This window comes from Bosea vaviloviae (genome assembly GCF_001741865.1).
Lineage (GTDB): Bacteria > Pseudomonadota > Alphaproteobacteria > Rhizobiales > Beijerinckiaceae > Allobosea > Allobosea vaviloviae.
The window spans coordinates 2,839,620-2,862,279 of the sequence record NZ_CP017147.1 but is presented as its reverse complement, the minus strand read 5'-3'; the positions used below and the strand labels follow the sequence as shown (position 1 = coordinate 2,862,279).

Here is a 22,660-nt window from a genome sequence, read left to right as displayed (position 1 = left end):
ATATCACAAATAGAACCGCTTCCGATCCAATTGGATCGGAAGCGGCTCCAGCTCTTTGCTTTTGTCGCGTTGTCCTGGCGCGAACCGGTATCCGCTTCGCTCGAAAACGCTTTAGATCACCAGATCCCCGTCACTGGCGAACTGCACGCCAAAGACCTTGCCGTTATTGTTATAGCCGTCGAGTTGCGTATGCAGGAGGCTTGCAGCGTGGTCGATGCCGAAGGCCGGGCTTTGCCAGGTCGCGGAACTTGTTGCGATCTTGGTCGCCGCCGTCAGCTCGGCCAGTTCCAGATCGCCGTCATTACCGCTCGTCTTATTCAGCCAGGTAATGGCATCATCGAGCAGATGAGCGGGGTCGACCGTGGCTGCATTGCCGTCCGAGCTCGGATTTCCGGCCATAAAGTTGAGCCAGGTGGCAACTGCATCACGAGCCAGCATATAGCGGGCGTCCTGTTGCTGCTTCTCAGAGGCGTTTATCAGCGACTTCGCGTCGTTCAGCGATATCAGGAGGGTGTTCTCTCCGGAGTCGGCTATGCCGTTCTTATTCGTGTCGCCGAGCATCAAGGCGCGGACATCGCTGGCGGTTATGGTGCCGCTTTTATTGGTATCGACGACATAAGTGAGCTCGCCGGAGGCGAAGCTGTTGCCGATCTTGGTCTGGTTGTTCGATACCCCATCCCAGAACTGCTGACCGAGGTTGCTCCAGAACCCTGGCGTGCGGACACCTGGTCCGGCAAATGCGGTCACTGTCGCATCGTCCGTGTCCGAGGCCTTATATCCTTCGTCATCCGTGCCGCTGGCCGTCACGATGTTGGTCAGCGAAGCCCCCGGCGCCAAGGACACGGACTTGGTCGCCGTATAGAGCCAGGTCTCGCCGACTTCCAGCAGACCGTCGCCATCATCGCCGGACGCATAGGTCGGATTGAAGTCGTCAGCCAGATTTGCGGCAGTTCCATTGTCGTCTTTCAGGACAATGTTCGACAGCGGATCATAGGCGCCGGCCGGGCTCGTATTGGTCACGGCGTAGGAATAAACCACCGAGGCCGAACCCGCTTGAACAAGCGCAGGCGAGACGGTTTTGTCGACATGGATCGCCGGTGCGACATTAGCGCCCGTGACGGTCGCCTGGTCGGTGTCGGAGGTGAGATTGCCCTCGTCGTCCGTGGCCTTGACCTCGACCGTGTTGGTGCGCGCCTCATTGGCGTTCAACACCACGCCGTTGACCGTCGCCTGGTAGAGCCAGGTTTCGCCCTTCTCGATCAGGCCGTTGCCGTTGTCGTCGCCGCTCACATAGGTCGGCGTCAGGTCGTCGCCGGTTCCCGCAGTGGCATTGTCGTCGATCAACGACTGGACCTGCAGCGGGTCGGTCGAGGCCGCGCTCTCATTCGTCACGGCGTAGCTGTAGACGATCGAGGCCGCGACACCTTCCGCGATCGAGCTCACGCTCGCCGTCTTCACGACCTTGACGGTCGGGTCGGTATCATAGCCCGTGACGGTCGCCTCGTCGGTGTCGGAGGTGACATTGCCCTCATCGTCCGTGGCCGTGACCTCGACCGTGTTGGTGCGCGCCTCATTGGCGTTCAACACCACGCCGTTGACCGTCGCCTGGTAGAGCCAGGTTTCGCCCTTCTCGATCAGGCCGTTGCCGTTGTCGTCGCCGCTCACATAGGTCGGCGTCAGGTCGTCGCCGGTCCCCGCAGTGGCATTGTCGTCGATCAACGACTGGACCTGCAGCGGGTCGGTCGAGGCCGCGCTCTCATTCGTCACGGCGTAGCTGTAGACGATCGAGGCCGCGACACCTTCCGCGATCGAGCTCACGCTCGCCGTCTTCACGACCTTGACGGTCGGGTCGGTATCATAGCCCGTGACGGTCGCCTCGTCGGTGTCGGAGGTGACATTGCCCTCATCGTCCGTGGCCGTGACCTCGACCGTGTTGGTGCGCGCCTCATTGGCGTTCAACACCACGCCGTTGACCGTCGCCTGGTAGAGCCAGGTTTCGCCCTTCTCGATCAGGCCGTTGCCGTTGTCGTCGCCGCTCACATAGGTCGGCGTCAGGTCGTCGCCGGTCCCCGCAGTGGCATTGTCGTCGATCAACGACTGGACCTGCAGCGGGTCGGTCGAGGCCGCGCTCTCATTCGTCACGGCGTAGCTGTAGACGATCGAGGCCGCGACACCTTCCGCGATCGAGCTCACGCTCGCCGTCTTCACGACCTTGACGGTCGGGTCGAGGTCCGTGACCGAGATTACATGGTCGTCGTTATCGGTGACGGGAGTGTTTTCATCGTCATGCGCCGTTACCGTAACGACATTTGTATGTGTCGTGCCGGAGTTCTGCAGAATAATTGGGCTCGTGAAGGTGAAGGTGAATGTTTCACCCGGATCGAGCACGATGGGATTTCCGCCATTCGCCGCAAGAGCAGCCGCCGTCAGGTTGCCGAAGACGTTATCGACAACGCTGTCGATGGTCAGCGGGTCGGTAGCGGCGTTGGCGGCGGATGCCGTGATGACGAATGTATAGGTCGCCGTCGCGCCGCCTTCGGCAATCGTCGCCGGACCGGATTTATCGATGGAGATTGCCGGCACCGGCTCAACGGAAGCGGTGCTGGCAAGCACTCTCCACTCCTCGAAGCCGCCATTCGACGCATTGACGCCGGCCCCGCCCAGATTTGAATAAAGCGTCACATAGGACGCAGCTGTCGCCCCGGCCGCTTCGAACGAGCTCAGCGGGATCAGAACGCGATAATCGTCAGTTCCGCTGCCGGAGTTGGTGTCATTGAGCGCCTGCGTGCCCGCCAGATCGAAGACCTGCGTAAAACCCGCGCCAAAGCTATCCGTCGTGTTGTTGAAATCAGATAGCGTCGCAGGAGCGCCGGATATGTAGATCTTGAAATCATTGAGGCTGATCTGCGGATTTCCGCCATTGTCGCTCTCATTCAGGTCAAGCCTGAATTCAATATATTCAATGCCGCCAATCGTGACCGTCGCGATTCCGCCAAACGATAGGCTGTCGGTGAATGATGATTTATTATCAAGGACATTTCCGCCTTGATCGGTATTGAATCCTTCCTCCGTCCCATTCGCTTGCAAGCGTAAAAACGAGTCGTAATTCCCCGTTCCCGAGCCAACAGATGTGGCTTCGAGAATTGCGCCGTTGTTAAGCACGGTCATTGTCGGCCTCCCCTCAACCGAGTGGTCTCGCCGCATTCTATTGCAGACTTAACGCCACCCGTATTATTGCCGCCTTGGCAACAAAGCACGTCACCGTCGCGTTGTTAAGATAAAATTAACGCTGGGTCATGCCGTAGCGTTAGATACCCAGTTCGAGCCGGCGCCTTGTGGCGTAGCGGCGATGTGGCCCTCCCCTTCAAGCCGGATGCTGCTGGATGACGTCATCACGCTCGGCATCTCGCAATTGCGAGATGCCGAGCGTGATACTGCGCCGTTGAATCTGGAGGTCGCGGATGGGTAGCGCATCCGGATTCACGACCTGCCGCCCGCCATCGGACAGTTGCGGCATCGACCCAACTGGCCCGCGATCTGACGAAATTTTTAAGAAAATGGTTGGAAATTAACAACAAATCTCAAATTATTTACATCTGTATATAGCCGGATATGCATCTAGCGGCCCGGCCATATTGCGGCAATCCCCGAAACGATCATTAACGAGTCGTTAACAGGGGGTTGAGTCATGGTTAATGTCTTCGACGTCGCCAACATGTTGAATGAACGCGCCGATACGTCAGGTATTAGCGATGTCGAAAACAACATTGCGCCGCACCAAGGCCGCTACGATATCGCTCAGGCACCAACGGCACCTCCGCTGACTCCGGCGACGCCTGCACAGGCTCCCTTAAGTAATCCACCGGCCGGCATGGTGCTTCAGCCTGGCGCGCCACAGTCCGGTGTCCCGGCCCCCGCCCCCGTGATCAGACTCCCGCAAGGGGCGTCACTCGACGACATCCAGATCCGTGGCGATGATTTGATCCTCAACCAGCCGAGCGGTGCGCCGGTCGTCATCCCTAATGTGACGAAGGCGATGCCGACAATCATCATCGGCGACGTGGAAGTCCCCGCGAGCGCCTTTGCCGCCGCCTTCGAACGTGCCGGCGTGACGCCCGGAGCCGGTCCAGGAGCCGGTGCTCAGGCGGCCACCGGAAGCTCCGGCGGCAATTTCAGCGTGCCGGCCGGCAGTATTGGAAGTGCCTTCGGTTTGACGGGCCTCCTGCCTCCGACAGCCCTGTCCTTTGGCAGTCTCGATCGCGAGGAACTCAGCCAGCGGCTGAGAGCCTCGACCGGGCCGTCGAACGGTGGCGGTTCCAACGCGTTTCTGGAAGAGTCCTCGCTCCCAACCGGGACGCAGCCACAAAATCTCGGTGAGACCTCCCGCGTCACATTGTCTTTCTCCGCCGGCGCAACGCCTGTCACCGGCGTTTCCTTCAGCTCCAACCTCAATGGGCTGCGCACCGAGACGAACGGCATAGCGGGCGATGATATTGCCTGGGTTCGCATCTCCGACGTGCAGCTCGTCGGCCGTGTCGACGGTGTCGATGCCATCCGGCTGGACATCATCTCGGGTCAGTCGATTCCTGCCGGGGCAACCGGCGATGTCGTCGTGCTGGTCACGCTGCTGACCGGCCTGCCGGATCCAGCAGGCAACGGTGCGCAGATTCTCGACCTGGGAACGATCGGCGTCATAGCAACGACCGCTGTCGGAACCAGCGAAGCGGTTATCGCCATCTCGGTTCAGGATGACACGCCCACCGTCGTGCTGAGCGCCGTCGTCGCGCCCAGCCTCGTCGTCGACGAGACCAATCTGGCGGCGGACGCCCAGGCCTCGTTCTCGGGGCTGTTCACCCCGGCCTATGGCGCCGACGGCGCCGGCACCACCACCTATGCGCTCGCCGTCACCGCGGCGGCCTCGGGCCTGATCGACGTCGCGTCGGGCCAGAACGTCGTGCTCTCGCTGAACGGCACCGTGGTCGAGGGCCGCACCGCGGGTTCCAACCTGCTCGTCTTCACCGTCACGGTCGACGCAGCCGGCCAGGTCACGCTCGACCAGATCCGCGCGCTGAGCCATCCCGACGCGACCAATCCCAACGATCCCGTCAGCCTGGCGGCGGGCCTGGTCACCCTGACCGCGACCATCACCGATCGCGACAATGACAGCACCACGGCCACAGCCCAGATCGGCGCTGCCCTGCAGTTCCTCGACGACGGTCCCGCGATCGTGCGCAACGCCGTCGTCGCGCCCAGCCTCGTCGTCGACGAGACCAATCTGGCGGCGGACGCCCAGGCCTCGTTCTCGGGGCTGTTCACCCCGGCCTATGGCGCCGACGGCGCCGGCACCACCACCTATGCGCTCGCCGTCACCGCGGCGGCCTCGGGCCTGATCGACGTCGCGTCGGGCCAGAACGTCGTGCTCTCGCTGAACGGCACCGTGGTCGAGGGCCGCACCGCGGGTTCCAACCTGCTCGTCTTCACCGTCACGGTCGACGCAGCCGGCCAGGTCACGCTCGACCAGATCCGCGCGCTGAGCCATCCCGACGCGACCAATCCCAACGATCCCGTCAGCCTGGCGGCGGGCCTGGTCACCCTGACCGCGACCATCACCGATCGCGACAATGACAGCACCACGGCCACAGCCCAGATCGGCGCTGCCCTGCAGTTCCTCGACGACGGTCCCGCGATCGTGCGCAACGCCGTCGTCGCGCCCAGCCTCGTCGTCGACGAGACCAATCTGGCGGCGGACGCCCAGGCCTCGTTCTCGGGGCTGTTCACCCCGGCCTATGGCGCCGACGGCGCCGGCACCACCACCTATGCGCTCGCCGTCACCGCGGCGGCCTCGGGCCTGATCGACGTCGCGTCGGGCCAGAACGTCGTGCTCTCGCTGAACGGCACCGTGGTCGAGGGCCGCACCGCGGGCTCCAACCTGCTCGTCTTCACCGTCACGGTCGACGCAGCCGGCCAGGTCACGCTCGACCAGATCCGGGCGCTCAGCCATCCCGACGCGACCAATCCCAACGATCCCGTCAGCCTGGCGGCGGGCCTGGTCACCCTGACCGCGACCATCACCGATCGCGACAATGACAGCACCACGGCCACAGCCCAGATCGGCGCTGCCCTGCAGTTCCTCGACGACGGTCCCGCGATCGTGCGCAACGCCGTCGTCGCGCCCAGCCTCGTCGTCGACGAGACCAATCTGGCGGCGGACGCCCAGGCCTCGTTCTCGGGGCTGTTCACCCCGGCCTATGGCGCCGACGGCGCCGGCACCACCACCTATGCGCTCGCCGTCACCGCGGCGGCCTCGGGCCTGATCGACGTCGCGTCGGGCCAGAACGTCGTGCTCTCGCTGAACGGCACCGTGGTCGAGGGCCGCACCGCGGGTTCCAACCTGCTCGTCTTCACCGTCACGGTCGACGCAGCCGGCCAGGTCACGCTCGACCAGATCCGCGCGCTGAGCCATCCCGACGCGACCAATCCCAACGATCCCGTCAGCCTGGCGGCCGGCCTGGTCACCCTGACCGCGACCATCACCGATCGCGACAATGACAGCACCACGGCCACAGCCCAGATCGGCGCTGCCCTGCAGTTCCTCGACGACGGTCCCGCGATCGTGCGCAACGCCGTCGTCGCGCCCAGCCTCGTCGTCGACGAGACCAATCTGGCGGCGGACGCCCAGGCCTCGTTCTCGGGGCTGTTCACCCCGGCCTATGGCGCCGACGGCGCCGGCACCACCACCTATGCGCTCGCCGTCACCGCGGCGGCCTCGGGCCTGATCGACGTCGCGTCGGGCCAGAACGTCGTGCTCTCGCTGAACGGCACCGTGGTCGAGGGCCGCACCGCGGGCTCCAACCTGCTCGTCTTCACCGTCACGGTCGACGCAGCCGGCCAGGTCACGCTCGACCAGATCCGGGCGCTCAGCCATCCCGACGCGACCAATCCCAACGATCCCGTCAGCCTGGCGGCGGGCCTGGTCACCCTGACCGCGACCATCACCGATCGCGACAATGACAGCACCACGGCCACAGCCCAGATCGGCGCTGCCCTGCAGTTCCTCGACGACGGTCCCGCGATCGTGCGCAACGCCGTCGTCGCGCCCAGCCTCGTCGTCGACGAGACCAATCTGGCGGCGGACGCCCAGGCCTCGTTCTCGGGGCTGTTCACCCCGGCCTATGGCGCCGACGGCGCCGGCACCACCACCTATGCGCTCGCCGTCACCGCGGCGGCCTCGGGCCTGATCGACGTCGCGTCGGGCCAGAACGTCGTGCTCTCGCTGAACGGCACCGTGGTCGAGGGCCGCACCGCGGGTTCCAACCTGCTCGTCTTCACCGTCACGGTCGACGCAGCCGGCCAGGTCACGCTCGACCAGATCCGCGCGCTGAGCCATCCCGACGCGACCAATCCCAACGATCCCGTCAGCCTGGCGGCGGGCCTGGTCACCCTGACCGCGACCATCACCGATCGCGACAATGACAGCACCACGGCCACAGCCCAGATCGGCGCTGCCCTGCAGTTCCTCGACGACGGTCCCGCGATCGTGCGCAACGCCGTCGTCGCGCCCAGCCTCGTCGTCGACGAGACCAATCTGGCGGCGGACGCCCAGGCCTCGTTCTCGGGGCTGTTCACCCCGGCCTATGGCGCCGACGGCGCCGGCACCACCACCTATGCGCTCGCCGTCACCGCGGCGGCCTCGGGCCTGATCGACGTCGCGTCGGGCCAGAACGTCGTGCTCTCGCTGAACGGCACCGTGGTCGAGGGCCGCACCGCCGGCTCCAACCTGCTCGTCTTCACCGTCACGGTCGACGCCGCAGGCCAGGTCACGCTCGACCAGATCCGCGCGCTGAGCCATCCCGACGCGACCAATCCCAACGACCCGGTCAGCCTGGCGGCGGGCCTCGTCACCCTGACCGCGACCATCACCGATCGCGACAATGACAGCACCACGGCCACAGCCCAGATCGGCGCTGCCCTGCAGTTCCTCGACGACGGGCCCGCGATCGTGCGCAACGCCGTCGTCGCGCCCAGCCTCGTCGTCGACGAGACCAATCTGGCGGCGGACGCCCAGGCCTCGTTCTCGGGGCTGTTCACCCCGGCCTATGGCGCCGACGGCGCCGGCACCACCACCTATGCGCTCGCCGTCACCGCGGCGGCCTCGGGCCTGATCGACGTCGCGTCGGGCCAGAACGTCGTGCTCTCGCTGAACGGCACCGTGGTCGAGGGCCGCACCGCCGGCTCCAACCTGCTCGTCTTCACCGTCACGGTCGATGCCGCAGGCCAGGTCACGCTCGACCAGATCCGCGCGCTGAGCCATCCCGACGCGACCAACCCCAACGACCCCGTCAGCCTGGCGGCGGGCCTCGTCACCCTGACCGCGACCATCACCGATCGCGACAATGACAGCACCACGGCCACAGCCCAGATCGGCGCTGCCCTGCAGTTCCTCGACGACGGGCCCTCGATCGTGCGCAACGCCGTCGTCGCGCCCAGCCTCGTCGTCGACGAGACCAATCTGGCGGCGGACGCCCAGGCCTCGTTCTCGGGGCTGTTCACCCCGGCCTATGGCGCCGACGGCGCCGGCACCACCACCTATGCGCTCGCCGTCACCGCGGCGGCCTCGGGCCTGATCGACGTCGCGTCGGGCCAGAACGTCGTGCTCTCGCTGAACGGCACCGTGGTCGAGGGCCGCACCGCGGGCTCCAACCTGCTCGTCTTCACCGTCACGGTCGACGCAGCCGGCCAGGTCACGCTCGACCAGATCCGGGCGCTCAGCCATCCCGACGCGACCAATCCCAACGATCCCGTCAGCCTGGCGGCGGGCCTGGTCACCCTGACCGCGACCATCACCGATCGCGACAATGACAGCACCACGGCCACAGCCCAGATCGGCGCTGCCCTGCAGTTCCTCGACGACGGTCCCGCGATCGTGCGCAACGCCGTCGTCGCGCCCAGCCTCGTCGTCGACGAGACCAATCTGGCGGCGGACGCCCAGGCCTCGTTCTCGGGGCTGTTCACCCCGGCCTATGGCGCCGACGGCGCCGGCACCACCACCTATGCGCTCGCCGTCACCGCGGCGGCCTCGGGCCTGATCGACGTCGCGTCGGGCCAGAACGTCGTGCTCTCGCTGAACGGCACCGTGGTCGAGGGCCGCACCGCGGGCTCCAACCTGCTCGTCTTCACCGTCACGGTCGACGCAGCCGGCCAGGTCACGCTCGACCAGATCCGGGCGCTCAGCCATCCCGACGCGACCAATCCCAACGATCCCGTCAGCCTGGCGGCGGGCCTGGTCACCCTGACCGCGACCATCACCGATCGCGACAATGACAGCACCACGGCCACAGCCCAGATCGGCGCTGCCCTGCAGTTCCTCGACGACGGTCCCGCGATCGTGCGCAACGCCGTCGTCGCGCCCAGCCTCGTCGTCGACGAGACCAATCTGGCGGCGGACGCCCAGGCCTCGTTCTCGGGGCTGTTCACCCCGGCCTATGGCGCCGACGGCGCCGGCACCACCACCTATGCGCTCGCCGTCACCGCGGCGGCCTCGGGCCTGATCGACGTCGCGTCGGGCCAGAACGTCGTGCTCTCGCTGAACGGCACCGTGGTCGAGGGCCGCACCGCGGGTTCCAACCTGCTCGTCTTCACCGTCACGGTCGACGCAGCCGGCCAGGTCACGCTCGACCAGATCCGCGCGCTGAGCCATCCCGACGCGACCAATCCCAACGATCCCGTCAGCCTGGCGGCGGGCCTGGTCACCCTGACCGCGACCATCACCGATCGCGACAATGACAGCACCACGGCCACAGCCCAGATCGGCGCTGCCCTGCAGTTCCTCGACGACGGTCCCGCGATCGTGCGCAACGCCGTCGTCGCGCCCAGCCTCGTCGTCGACGAGACCAATCTGGCGGCGGACGCCCAGGCCTCGTTCTCGGGGCTGTTCACCCCGGCCTATGGCGCCGACGGCGCCGGCACCACCACCTATGCGCTCGCCGTCACCGCGGCGGCCTCGGGCCTGATCGACGTCGCGTCGGGCCAGAACGTCGTGCTCTCGCTGAACGGCACCGTGGTCGAGGGCCGCACCGCGGGTTCCAACCTGCTCGTCTTCACCGTCACGGTCGATGCCGCCGGCCAGGTCACGCTCGACCAGATCCGCGCGCTGAGCCATCCCGACGCGACCAATCCCAACGACCCGGTCAGCCTGGCGGCGGGCCTCGTCACCCTGACCGCGACCATCACCGATCGCGACAATGACAGCACCACGGCCACAGCCCAGATCGGCGCTGCCCTGCAGTTCCTCGACGACGGTCCCGCGATCGTGCGCAACGCCGTCGTCGCGCCCAGCCTCGTCGTCGACGAGACCAATCTGGCGGCGGACGCCCAGGCCTCGTTCTCGGGGCTGTTCACCCCGGCCTATGGCGCCGACGGCGCCGGCACCACCACCTATGCGCTCGCCGTCACCGCGGCGGCCTCGGGCCTGATCGACGTCGCGTCGGGCCAGAACGTCGTGCTCTCGCTGAACGGCACCGTGGTCGAGGGCCGCACCGCGGGTTCCAACCTGCTCGTCTTCACCGTCACGGTCGACGCAGCCGGCCAGGTCACGCTCGACCAGATCCGCGCGCTGAGCCATCCCGACGCGACCAATCCCAACGATCCCGTCAGCCTGGCGGCGGGCCTGGTCACCCTGACCGCGACCATCACCGATCGCGACAATGACAGCACCACGGCCACAGCCCAGATCGGCGCTGCCCTGCAGTTCCTCGACGACGGTCCCGCGATCGTGCGCAACGCCGTCGTCGCGCCCAGCCTCGTCGTCGACGAGACCAATCTGGCGGCGGACGCCCAGGCCTCGTTCTCGGGGCTGTTCACCCCGGCCTATGGCGCCGACGGCGCCGGCACCACCACCTATGCGCTCGCCGTCACCGCGGCGGCCTCGGGCCTGATCGACGTCGCGTCGGGCCAGAACGTCGTGCTCTCGCTGAACGGCACCGTGGTCGAGGGCCGCACCGCCGGCTCCAACCTGCTCGTCTTCACCGTCACGGTCGACGCCGCAGGCCAGGTCACGCTCGACCAGATCCGCGCGCTGAGCCATCCCGACGCGACCAATCCCAACGACCCGGTCAGCCTGGCGGCGGGCCTCGTCACCCTGACCGCGACCATCACCGATCGCGACAATGACAGCACCACGGCCACAGCCCAGATCGGCGCTGCCCTGCAGTTCCTCGACGACGGGCCCGCGATCGTGCGCAACGCCGTCGTCGCGCCCAGCCTCGTCGTCGACGAGACCAATCTGGCGGCGGACGCCCAGGCCTCGTTCTCGGGGCTGTTCACCCCGGCCTATGGCGCCGACGGCGCCGGCACCACCACCTATGCGCTCGCCGTCACCGCGGCGGCCTCGGGCCTGATCGACGTCGCGTCGGGCCAGAACGTCGTGCTCTCGCTGAACGGCACCGTGGTCGAGGGCCGCACCGCCGGCTCCAACCTGCTCGTCTTCACCGTCACGGTCGATGCCGCAGGCCAGGTCACGCTCGACCAGATCCGCGCGCTGAGCCATCCCGACGCGACCAACCCCAACGACCCCGTCAGCCTGGCGGCGGGCCTCGTCACCCTGACCGCGACCATCACCGATCGCGACAATGACAGCACCACGGCCACAGCCCAGATCGGCGCTGCCCTGCAGTTCCTCGACGACGGGCCCTCGATCGTGCGCAACGCCGTCGTCGCGCCCAGCCTCGTCGTCGACGAGACCAATCTGGCGGCGGACGCCCAGGCCTCGTTCTCGGGGCTGTTCACCCCGGCCTATGGCGCCGACGGCGCCGGCACCACCACCTATGCGCTCGCCGTCACCGCGGCGGCCTCGGGCCTGATCGACGTCGCGTCGGGCCAGAACGTCGTGCTCTCGCTGAACGGCACCGTGGTCGAGGGCCGCACCGCGGGCTCCAACCTGCTCGTCTTCACCGTCACGGTCGACGCAGCCGGCCAGGTCACGCTCGACCAGATCCGGGCGCTCAGCCATCCCGACGCGACCAATCCCAACGATCCCGTCAGCCTGGCGGCGGGCCTGGTCACCCTGACCGCGACCATCACCGATCGCGACAATGACAGCACCACGGCCACAGCCCAGATCGGCGCTGCCCTGCAGTTCCTCGACGACGGTCCCGCGATCGTGCGCAACGCCGTCGTCGCGCCCAGCCTCGTCGTCGACGAGACCAATCTGGCGGCGGACGCCCAGGCCTCGTTCTCGGGGCTGTTCACCCCGGCCTATGGCGCCGACGGCGCCGGCACCACCACCTATGCGCTCGCCGTCACCGCGGCGGCCTCGGGCCTGATCGACGTCGCGTCGGGCCAGAACGTCGTGCTCTCGCTGAACGGCACCGTGGTCGAGGGCCGCACCGCGGGCTCCAACCTGCTCGTCTTCACCGTCACGGTCGACGCAGCCGGCCAGGTCACGCTCGACCAGATCCGGGCGCTCAGCCATCCCGACGCGACCAATCCCAACGATCCCGTCAGCCTGGCGGCGGGCCTGGTCACCCTGACCGCGACCATCACCGATCGCGACAATGACAGCACCACGGCCACAGCCCAGATCGGCGCTGCCCTGCAGTTCCTCGACGACGGTCCCGCGATCGTGCGCAACGCCGTCGTCGCGCCCAGCCTCGTCGTCGACGAGACCAATCTGGCGGCGGACGCCCAGGCCTCGTTCTCGGGGCTGTTCACCCCGGCCTATGGCGCCGACGGCGCCGGCACCACCACCTATGCGCTCGCCGTCACCGCGGCGGCCTCGGGCCTGATCGACGTCGCGTCGGGCCAGAACGTCGTGCTCTCGCTGAACGGCACCGTGGTCGAGGGCCGCACCGCGGGTTCCAACCTGCTCGTCTTCACCGTCACGGTCGACGCAGCCGGCCAGGTCACGCTCGACCAGATCCGCGCGCTGAGCCATCCCGACGCGACCAATCCCAACGATCCCGTCAGCCTGGCGGCGGGCCTGGTCACCCTGACCGCGACCATCACCGATCGCGACAATGACAGCACCACGGCCACAGCCCAGATCGGCGCTGCCCTGCAGTTCCTCGACGACGGTCCCGCGATCGTGCGCAACGCCGTCGTCGCGCCCAGCCTCGTCGTCGACGAGACCAATCTGGCGGCGGACGCCCAGGCCTCGTTCTCGGGGCTGTTCACCCCGGCCTATGGCGCCGACGGCGCCGGCACCACCACCTATGCGCTCGCCGTCACCGCGGCGGCCTCGGGCCTGATCGACGTCGCGTCGGGCCAGAACGTCGTGCTCTCGCTGAACGGCACCGTGGTCGAGGGCCGCACCGCGGGTTCCAACCTGCTCGTCTTCACCGTCACGGTCGATGCCGCCGGCCAGGTCACGCTCGACCAGATCCGCGCGCTGAGCCATCCCGACGCGACCAATCCCAACGACCCGGTCAGCCTGGCGGCGGGCCTCGTCACCCTGACCGCGACCATCACCGATCGCGACAATGACAGCACCACGGCCACAGCCCAGATCGGCGCTGCCCTGCAGTTCCTCGACGACGGTCCCGCGATCGTGCGCAACGCCGTCGTCGCGCCCAGCCTCGTCGTCGACGAGACCAATCTGGCGGCGGACGCCCAGGCCTCGTTCTCGGGGCTGTTCACCCCGGCCTATGGCGCCGACGGCGCCGGCACCACCACCTATGCGCTCGCCGTCACCGCGGCGGCCTCGGGCCTGATCGACGTCGCGTCGGGCCAGAACGTCGTGCTCTCGCTGAACGGCACCGTGGTCGAGGGCCGCACCGCGGGTTCCAACCTGCTCGTCTTCACCGTCACGGTCGACGCAGCCGGCCAGGTCACGCTCGACCAGATCCGCGCGCTGAGCCATCCCGACGCGACCAATCCCAACGATCCCGTCAGCCTGGCGGCGGGCCTGGTCACCCTGACCGCGACCATCACCGATCGCGACAATGACAGCACCACGGCCACAGCCCAGATCGGCGCTGCCCTGCAGTTCCTCGACGACGGTCCCGCGATCGTGCGCAACGCCGTCGTCGCGCCCAGCCTCGTCGTCGACGAGACCAATCTGGCGGCGGACGCCCAGGCCTCGTTCTCGGGGCTGTTCACCCCGGCCTATGGCGCCGACGGCGCCGGCACCACCACCTATGCGCTCGCCGTCACCGCGGCGGCCTCGGGCCTGATCGACGTCGCGTCGGGCCAGAACGTCGTGCTCTCGCTGAACGGCACCGTGGTCGAGGGCCGCACCGCCGGCTCCAACCTGCTCGTCTTCACCGTCACGGTCGACGCCGCAGGCCAGGTCACGCTCGACCAGATCCGCGCGCTGAGCCATCCCGACGCGACCAATCCCAACGACCCGGTCAGCCTGGCGGCGGGCCTCGTCACCCTGACCGCGACCATCACCGATCGCGACAATGACAGCACCACGGCCACAGCCCAGATCGGCGCTGCCCTGCAGTTCCTCGACGACGGGCCCGCGATCGTGCGCAACGCCGTCGTCGCGCCCAGCCTCGTCGTCGACGAGACCAATCTGGCGGCGGACGCCCAGGCCTCGTTCTCGGGGCTGTTCACCCCGGCCTATGGCGCCGACGGCGCCGGCACCACCACCTATGCGCTCGCCGTCACCGCGGCGGCCTCGGGCCTGATCGACGTCGCGTCGGGCCAGAACGTCGTGCTCTCGCTGAACGGCACCGTGGTCGAGGGCCGCACCGCCGGCTCCAACCTGCTCGTCTTCACCGTCACGGTCGATGCCGCAGGCCAGGTCACGCTCGACCAGATCCGCGCGCTGAGCCATCCCGACGCGACCAACCCCAACGACCCCGTCAGCCTGGCGGCGGGCCTCGTCACCCTGACCGCGACCATCACCGATCGCGACAATGACAGCACCACGGCCACAGCCCAGATCGGCGCTGCCCTGCAGTTCCTCGACGACGGGCCCTCGATCGTGCGCAACGCCGTCGTCGCGCCCAGCCTCGTCGTCGACGAGACCAATCTGGCGGCGGACGCCCAGGCCTCGTTCTCGGGGCTGTTCACCCCGGCCTATGGCGCCGACGGCGCCGGCACCACCACCTATGCGCTCGCCGTCACCGCGGCGGCCTCGGGCCTGATCGACGTCGCGTCGGGCCAGAACGTCGTGCTCTCGCTGAACGGCACCGTGGTCGAGGGCCGCACCGCGGGCTCCAACCTGCTCGTCTTCACCGTCACGGTCGACGCAGCCGGCCAGGTCACGCTCGACCAGATCCGGGCGCTCAGCCATCCCGACGCGACCAATCCCAACGATCCCGTCAGCCTGGCGGCGGGCCTGGTCACCCTGACCGCGACCATCACCGATCGCGACAATGACAGCACCACGGCCACAGCCCAGATCGGCGCTGCCCTGCAGTTCCTCGACGACGGTCCCGCGATCGTGCGCAACGCCGTCGTCGCGCCCAGCCTCGTCGTCGACGAGACCAATCTGGCGGCGGACGCCCAGGCCTCGTTCTCGGGGCTGTTCACCCCGGCCTATGGCGCCGACGGCGCCGGCACCACCACCTATGCGCTCGCCGTCACCGCGGCGGCCTCGGGCCTGATCGACGTCGCGTCGGGCCAGAACGTCGTGCTCTCGCTGAACGGCACCGTGGTCGAGGGCCGCACCGCGGGCTCCAACCTGCTCGTCTTCACCGTCACGGTCGACGCAGCCGGCCAGGTCACGCTCGACCAGATCCGGGCGCTCAGCCATCCCGACGCGACCAATCCCAACGATCCCGTCAGCCTGGCGGCGGGCCTGGTCACCCTGACCGCGACCATCACCGATCGCGACAATGACAGCACCACGGCCACAGCCCAGATCGGCGCTGCCCTGCAGTTCCTCGACGACGGTCCCGCGATCGTGCGCAACGCCGTCGTCGCGCCCAGCCTCGTCGTCGACGAGACCAATCTGGCGGCGGACGCCCAGGCCTCGTTCTCGGGGCTGTTCACCCCGGCCTATGGCGCCGACGGCGCCGGCACCACCACCTATGCGCTCGCCGTCACCGCGGCGGCCTCGGGCCTGATCGACGTCGCGTCGGGCCAGAACGTCGTGCTCTCGCTGAACGGCACCGTGGTCGAGGGCCGCACCGCGGGTTCCAACCTGCTCGTCTTCACCGTCACGGTCGACGCAGCCGGCCAGGTCACGCTCGACCAGATCCGCGCGCTGAGCCATCCCGACGCGACCAATCCCAACGATCCCGTCAGCCTGGCGGCGGGCCTGGTCACCCTGACCGCGACCATCACCGATCGCGACAATGACAGCACCACGGCCACAGCCCAGATCGGCGCTGCCCTGCAGTTCCTCGACGACGGTCCCGCGATCGTGCGCAACGCCGTCGTCGCGCCCAGCCTCGTCGTCGACGAGACCAATCTGGCGGCGGACGCCCAGGCCTCGTTCTCGGGGCTGTTCACCCCGGCCTATGGCGCCGACGGCGCCGGCACCACCACCTATGCGCTCGCCGTCACCGCGGCGGCCTCGGGCCTGATCGACGTCGCGTCGGGCCAGAACGTCGTGCTCTCGCTGAACGGCACCGTGGTCGAGGGCCGCACCGCGGGTTCCAACCTGCTCGTCTTCACCGTCACGGTCGATGCCGCCGGCCAGGTCACGCTCGACCAGATCCGCGCGCTGAGCCATCCCGACGCGACCAATCCCAACGACCCGGTCAGCCTGGCGGCGGGCCTCGTCACCCTGACCGCGACCATCACCGATCGCGACAATGACAGCACCACGGCCACAGCCCAGATCGGCGCTGCCCTGCAGTTCCTCGACGACGGTCCCGCGATCGTGCGCAACGCCGTCGTCGCGCCCAGCCTCGTCGTCGACGAGACCAATCTGGCGGCGGACGCCCAGGCCTCGTTCTCGGGGCTGTTCACCCCGGCCTATGGCGCCGACGGCGCCGGCACCACCACCTATGCGCTCGCCGTCACCGCGGCGGCCTCGGGCCTGATCGACGTCGCGTCGGGCCAGAACGTCGTGCTCTCGCTGAACGGCACCGTGGTCGAGGGCCGCACCGCGGGTTCCAACCTGCTCGTCTTCACCGTCACGGTCGACGCAGCCGGCCAGGTCACGCTCGACCAGATCCGCGCGCTGAGCCATCCCGACGCGACCAATCCCAACGATCCCGTCAGCCTGGCGGCCGGCCTGGTCACCCTGACCGCGACCATCACCGATCGCGACAATGACAGCACCACGGCCACAGCCCAGATCGGCGCTGCCCTGCAGTTCCTCGACGACGGTCCCGCGATCGTGCGCAACGCCGTCGTCGCGCCCAGCCTCGTCGTCGACGAGACCAATCTGGCGGCGGACGCCCAGGCCTCGTTCTCGGGGCTGTTCACCCCGGCCTATGGCGCCGACGGCGCCGGCACCACCACCTATGCGCTCGCCGTCACCGCGGCGGCCTCGGGCCTGATCGACGTCGCGTCGGGCCAGAACGTCGTGCTCTCGCTGAACGGCACCGTGGTCGAGGGCCGCACCGCGGGCTCCAACCTGCTCGTCTTCACCGTCACGGTCGACGCAGCCGGCCAGGTCACGCTCGACCAGATCCGGGCGCTCAGCCATCCCGACGCGACCAATCCCAACGATCCCGTCAGCCTGGCGGCGGGCCTGGTCACCCTGACCGCGACCATCACCGATCGCGACAATGACAGCACCACGGCCACAGCCCAGATCGGCGCTGCCCTGCAGTTCCTCGACGACGGTCCCGCGATCGTGCGCAACGCCGTCGTCGCGCCCAGCCTCGTCGTCGACGAGACCAATCTGGCGGCGGACGCCCAGGCCTCGTTCTCGGGGCTGTTCACCCCGGCCTATGGCGCCGACGGCGCCGGCACCACCACCTATGCGCTCGCCGTCACCGCGGCGGCCTCGGGCCTGATCGACGTCGCGTCGGGCCAGAACGTCGTGCTCTCGCTGAACGGCACCGTGGTCGAGGGCCGCACCGCGGGTTCCAACCTGCTCGTCTTCACCGTCACGGTCGACGCAGCCGGCCAGGTCACGCTCGACCAGATCCGCGCGCTGAGCCATCCCGACGCGACCAATCCCAACGATCCCGTCAGCCTGGCGGCGGGCCTGGTCACCCTGACCGCGACCATCACCGATCGCGACAATGACAGCACCACGGCCACAGCCCAGATCGGCGCTGCCCTGCAGTTCCTCGACGACGGTCCCGCGATCGTGCGCAACGCCGTCGTCGCGCCCAGCCTCGTCGTCGACGAGACCAATCTGGCGGCGGACGCCCAGGCCTCGTTCTCGGGGCTGTTCACCCCGGCCTATGGCGCCGACGGCGCCGGCACCACCACCTATGCGCTCGCCGTCACCGCGGCGGCCTCGGGCCTGATCGACGTCGCGTCGGGCCAGAACGTCGTGCTCTCGCTGAACGGCACCGTGGTCGAGGGCCGCACCGCGGGCTCCAACCTGCTCGTCTTCACCGTCACGGTCGACGCAGCCGGCCAGGTCACGCTCGACCAGATCCGGGCGCTGAGCCATCCCGACGCGACCAATCCCAACGACCCGGTCAGCCTGGCGGCGGGCCTCGTCACCCTGACCGCGACCATCACCGATCGCGACAATGACAGCACCACGGCCACAGCCCAGATCGGCGCTGCCCTGCAGTTCCTCGACGACGGGCCCGCGATCGTGCGCAACGCCGTCGTCGCGCCCAGCCTCGTCGTCGACGAGACCAATCTGGCGGCGGACGCCCAGGCCTCGTTCTCGGGGCTGTTCACCCCGGCCTATGGCGCCGACGGCGCCGGCACCACCACCTATGCGCTCGCCGTCACCGCGGCGGCCTCGGGCCTGATCGACGTCGCGTCGGGCCAGAACGTCGTGCTCTCGCTGAACGGCACCGTGGTCGAGGGCCGCACCGCCGGCTCCAACCTGCTCGTCTTCACCGTCACGGTCGACGCCGCAGGCCAGGTCACGCTCGACCAGATCCGCGCGCTGAGCCATCCCGACGCGACCAATCCCAACGACCCGGTCAGCCTGGCGGCGGGCCTCGTCACCCTGACCGCGACCATCACCGATCGCGACAATGACAGCACCACGGCCACAGCCCAGATCGGCGCTGCCCTGCAGTTCCTCGACGACGGGCCCTCGATCGTGCGCAACGCCGTCGTCGCGCCCAGCCTCGTCGTCGACGAGACCAATCTGGCGGCGGACGCCCAGGCCTCGTTCTCGGGGCTGTTCACCCCGGCCTATGGCGCCGACGGCGCCGGCACCACCACCTATGCGCTCGCCGTCACCGCGGCGGCCTCGGGCCTGATCGACGTCGCGTCGGGCCAGAACGTCGTGCTCTCGCTGAACGGCACCGTGGTCGAGGGCCGCACCGCGGGTTCCAACCTGCTCGTCTTCACCGTCACGGTCGACGCAGCCGGCCAGGTCACGCTCGACCAGATCCGCGCGCTGAGCCATCCCGACGCGACCAATCCCAACGATCCCGTCAGCCTGGCGGCGGGCCTGGTCACCCTGACCGCGACCATCACCGATCGCGACAATGACAGCACCACGGCCACAGCCCAGATCGGCGCTGCCCTGCAGTTCCTCGACGACGGGCCAACCGCCCGTCCCGATACCGACAGCGTCACCGAGGACGGGCCGCTTGTCGCCGACGGCAATGTGCTGACGGGTCTGGGAGGAGCTGACGTCAACGCAACGGATGGCGTTGCGGACACCAAAGGCGCTGATGGAGCGTCGGTGGTCGCGGTCTCATTCGGCGCAACCGCGGGCACGGTGGGGACTGCGCTGGTCGGCACTTATGGCTCGCTGACCTTGAATGCCGACGGCTCCTACAGCTATACCCTCAACAATGCGAGCTACGCCGTTCAAACGCTCGATGACGGGGAGACCCGAACCGAGGTGTTCTCCTATGTGATGGCGGATGGCGATGGCGACCCATCGCCATCGACGTTGACGATTACGATCAACGGAAAGAACGACGCGCCGGTCGCCGCGAACACCCAGGTTTGGCTGTCGAGCGACCCGTCCCAGCAGACGCCCGGTTACACAAACGGATATCCCCTGCTGGCGAGCATCCCGACAGATGTCGATGTCGAGAATGTCATCGTCACCGCGACGAACGCACCGACCGGCGTATTTTACTTCAACGGCGTCAGCTATGTCGCCTTGGCGGCCAATACGGTGCTCTACAACCCCAGCGCCGGCATCAACCTGCTCGACGATCTCGTCTATCGCCCGACCGCGGGCCTGATCGACACGCCCACGACCGTGTTGCAGCTCTCGGCAACGGACGGAACCACGCCGGTCAACTACTCCGTCACCGTTCACGAAGTCGCGCCGAACCGGCTGCCCGCGACATCAAGCGAGGTCGGAGACGGGAACTCGCCCCTGACATCCGGCAACAACCAGCAATCCGCGCTCGCCCTGACACAGGCTTTCGTGGATGGCATCACGGCCAACCTTTCGGGGGCGACGATCAGGGTCGCAACCGATTTCCAGCAGAACCCCATTGTGACGCCGGTCCCTGGAGGCCCTGGCCCTGGAGACGAACAGAACCCGACCACCTTTGCCGATGGCGGGAGCGCCGGCAGCGCGCGCGAGAGAGAGGTTCAGGTCGAGCTCTGGATCGGCGGGAACAAATTTGTCATCGTCGAGGACGATACGACCGCCGGAACGTTCGAGCAAAGCTGGTTCTACAACGCAACCAGCGGCCTGATGGAAGCCACCGTCAGCTACTCCAATATCTTCCTGCTGAATGGAGTGGGCGTGGCCACGGGGGTGACCCTCGCTGCTTTCCTTACGGCGAACCCTCCAGCCGCCGGCGATAGCTGGACGCTGAATTACTTTGACAATAATGGCGGGAATTTCCAGGCACGCCTCGCCAGGTTCGAGTTCTTCTACAACGACCCTGGCGATGCCGGCATTCTGGTCAGCGGCGACGCCACGCTCGCCGACCAGATCTATGGCACGTCCGGGAATGACAATCTGTCAGGTGGCGGAGGTCATGACATCATCATCGGCCGCGCCGGCAATGACGTTCTCAACGGCGGCGATGGCAACGACACGCTTCGCGGCGGAGCCGGCAACGATATCATCGATGGCGGCAACGGGATCGACCTGATCGACTTCAGCGATGCCAGTTCGGCCGTCAATTTCACGATCGTCCAGAGCTCCAGCGCGACCGCCGCGTCGGCTCCCGGGCTTGGAACCGATAGCTATCGCAACATAGAAGGTGTCATCGGATCTGCTTTTGATGATCTGCTGACGGGCTCGTCCGGCGCTGACGTCATCATAGGCGGGGCTGGGAATGACATCCTGTCGAGTGGCGGCGGAACCGACACGCTTTCGGGAGGAACCGGCTTCAACACCCTCACCGGTGGCGCAGCCGCCGATATCTTCATCATCGACCCAACGAAACTGTCTGCAGCGCTGCCGGATCTGATAACCGACTATAATCTGGCCGAAGGCGACAAGGTCGATCTCTCGAGCCTCTTTAACTCGCTTGGCGCCAACAAGCCGACGGACGCAGCGCAGGCCGACGCCGCGACCAACATTGTCGGTACGCAGCTTCAGGTCGACGCTGACGGCATTGGCGCGGGCAATGCCTTCGTCACAGTCGCAACGTTTTCCGCGGCACCCGGCGCGGGTCAGGTCGCAATCATCTTCGACGAAAACCAGCCTCATGTTACGGTGACCTAACGATCAGGTGGGTATCGTGCTCTCAAGCACGGTGAAAACAGTCAGGATGCACGCGCATGTCGGCTGACGACACAACGCCGGAGGTCATTTCGGCAGTCTTCTCCCTCGCCGACATTGTCGAGGACCCGTTGCCGCTTGCGGTCGTGATGGAAGCCGCGCGAAGCCAAGGCTTGGACATGCAAGGCTTGGATATACAAGGCCTGGATGTGCAAGGCCTGGATGTGCAAGGCCTGGATGTGCAAGGCCTGGATGTGCAAGGCTTGGCTGTGCAAGGCTTGGATATGCCTGCCCCAGCCTTGGCCGAACTGCTTGTCGATCCAGCCGGTGACGTCGCATTGGCTGCCCTGCGGCTGATGCCGCCCGAAGATGGGATCTCGCCAGAGCCGTTGCTGTCGGTTGCGTTGAACCGCGCTTTCGATAGCGACAATTCGGTCACGGTCTGCGTCAATTCTCCGCTGGATGGAGATTGGATGTGGTTACCGCTGGGGCACTCTCTTGAATTGTGACAGGCTTCGTGCGACTTTTATGACCGTTTTGCATGGCCGATAGGCAGGTTTCTTATGGTAAGATTCGGGGGTTTAGTCGTAATTCTCTCGGCGCTTCTTGCGTCAGGAGCAGCAACGGCCGCGGATATCGCTTCTCATCGGCCTGCCAAAGATGCTCCAGCCATGCGCAGCGTATTACGATTTTGTCCGGCAGGTCGCCAGTCGGCGATCGCTACATTGCCGACGCTGGAAGCGATGAGTATTCAAACTAACGAGCTTTATGAGACGTCGCTCGCCGTATACGAAAGCGACAGCACTCAATATAGCCGATCCGTAAAAATCAAATGGGCCGACCTCGCCCGAATCACATGCGGAATCGCGTCCGGATATCTCTCTGGAGGGGAGGTCAATGTGGAAAGGCTCAGTGATTGCGAATGCAATTACGCCAGAATGAATAGATTCTGAGTGAAAAATTTTGCCTGTAATTTTATTTTAATTAGAAAAATTATAAATTTCAGACCAATTCTCGTGT

Annotated in this window: 4 protein-coding genes; 2 read left to right on the top strand and 2 right to left on the bottom strand. The window is 67.1% G+C overall.

Features of this window, described 5'->3' with window-relative positions; translation table 11 throughout:
* Positions 1-111 precede the first annotated feature (111 nt).
* Both BHK69_RS13185 and BHK69_RS32615 read right to left on the bottom strand, forming a co-directional pair.
* The gene (locus BHK69_RS13185) at positions 112-3,168 is read right to left on the bottom strand and encodes a hypothetical protein (RefSeq protein WP_148663401.1); all 3,057 of its coding nucleotides are present in this window, start codon (positions 3,166-3,168) and stop codon (positions 112-114) included.
* A gap of 196 nt (positions 3,169-3,364) precedes the next feature.
* Entirely contained in the window at positions 3,365-3,517 is a 153-nt protein-coding gene (locus BHK69_RS32615) for a hypothetical protein (protein ID WP_158516200.1), read from the bottom strand.
* 405 nt (positions 3,518-3,922) lie between these two features.
* On the opposite strand from BHK69_RS32615, the gene BHK69_RS13180 reads away from it, so the two are divergent.
* Both BHK69_RS13180 and BHK69_RS13175 read left to right on the top strand, forming a co-directional pair.
* Positions 3,923-21,643: a DUF5801 repeats-in-toxin domain-containing protein gene (locus BHK69_RS13180; protein WP_148663400.1), complete on the top strand. Its 17,721-nt coding sequence runs from the start codon at positions 3,923-3,925 to the stop codon at positions 21,641-21,643.
* 56 nt (positions 21,644-21,699) lie between these two features.
* Positions 21,700-22,149, top strand: a complete 450-nt coding sequence (locus BHK69_RS13175; protein ID WP_069690500.1) for a hypothetical protein — start codon at positions 21,700-21,702, stop codon at positions 22,147-22,149.
* Positions 22,150-22,660: the final 511 nt, after the last annotated feature.

Coding starts and splice junctions, on each gene's coding strand:
- BHK69_RS13185 (WP_148663401.1), bottom strand. CDS start 3,168: ATGACCGTGCTTAACAACGGCGCAATTCTCGAAGCCACATCTGTTGGC.
- BHK69_RS32615 (WP_158516200.1), bottom strand. CDS start 3,517: ATGCCGCAACTGTCCGATGGCGGGCGGCAGGTCGTGAATCCGGATGCG.
- BHK69_RS13175 (WP_069690500.1), top strand. CDS start 21,700: ATGTCGGCTGACGACACAACGCCGGAGGTCATTTCGGCAGTCTTCTCC.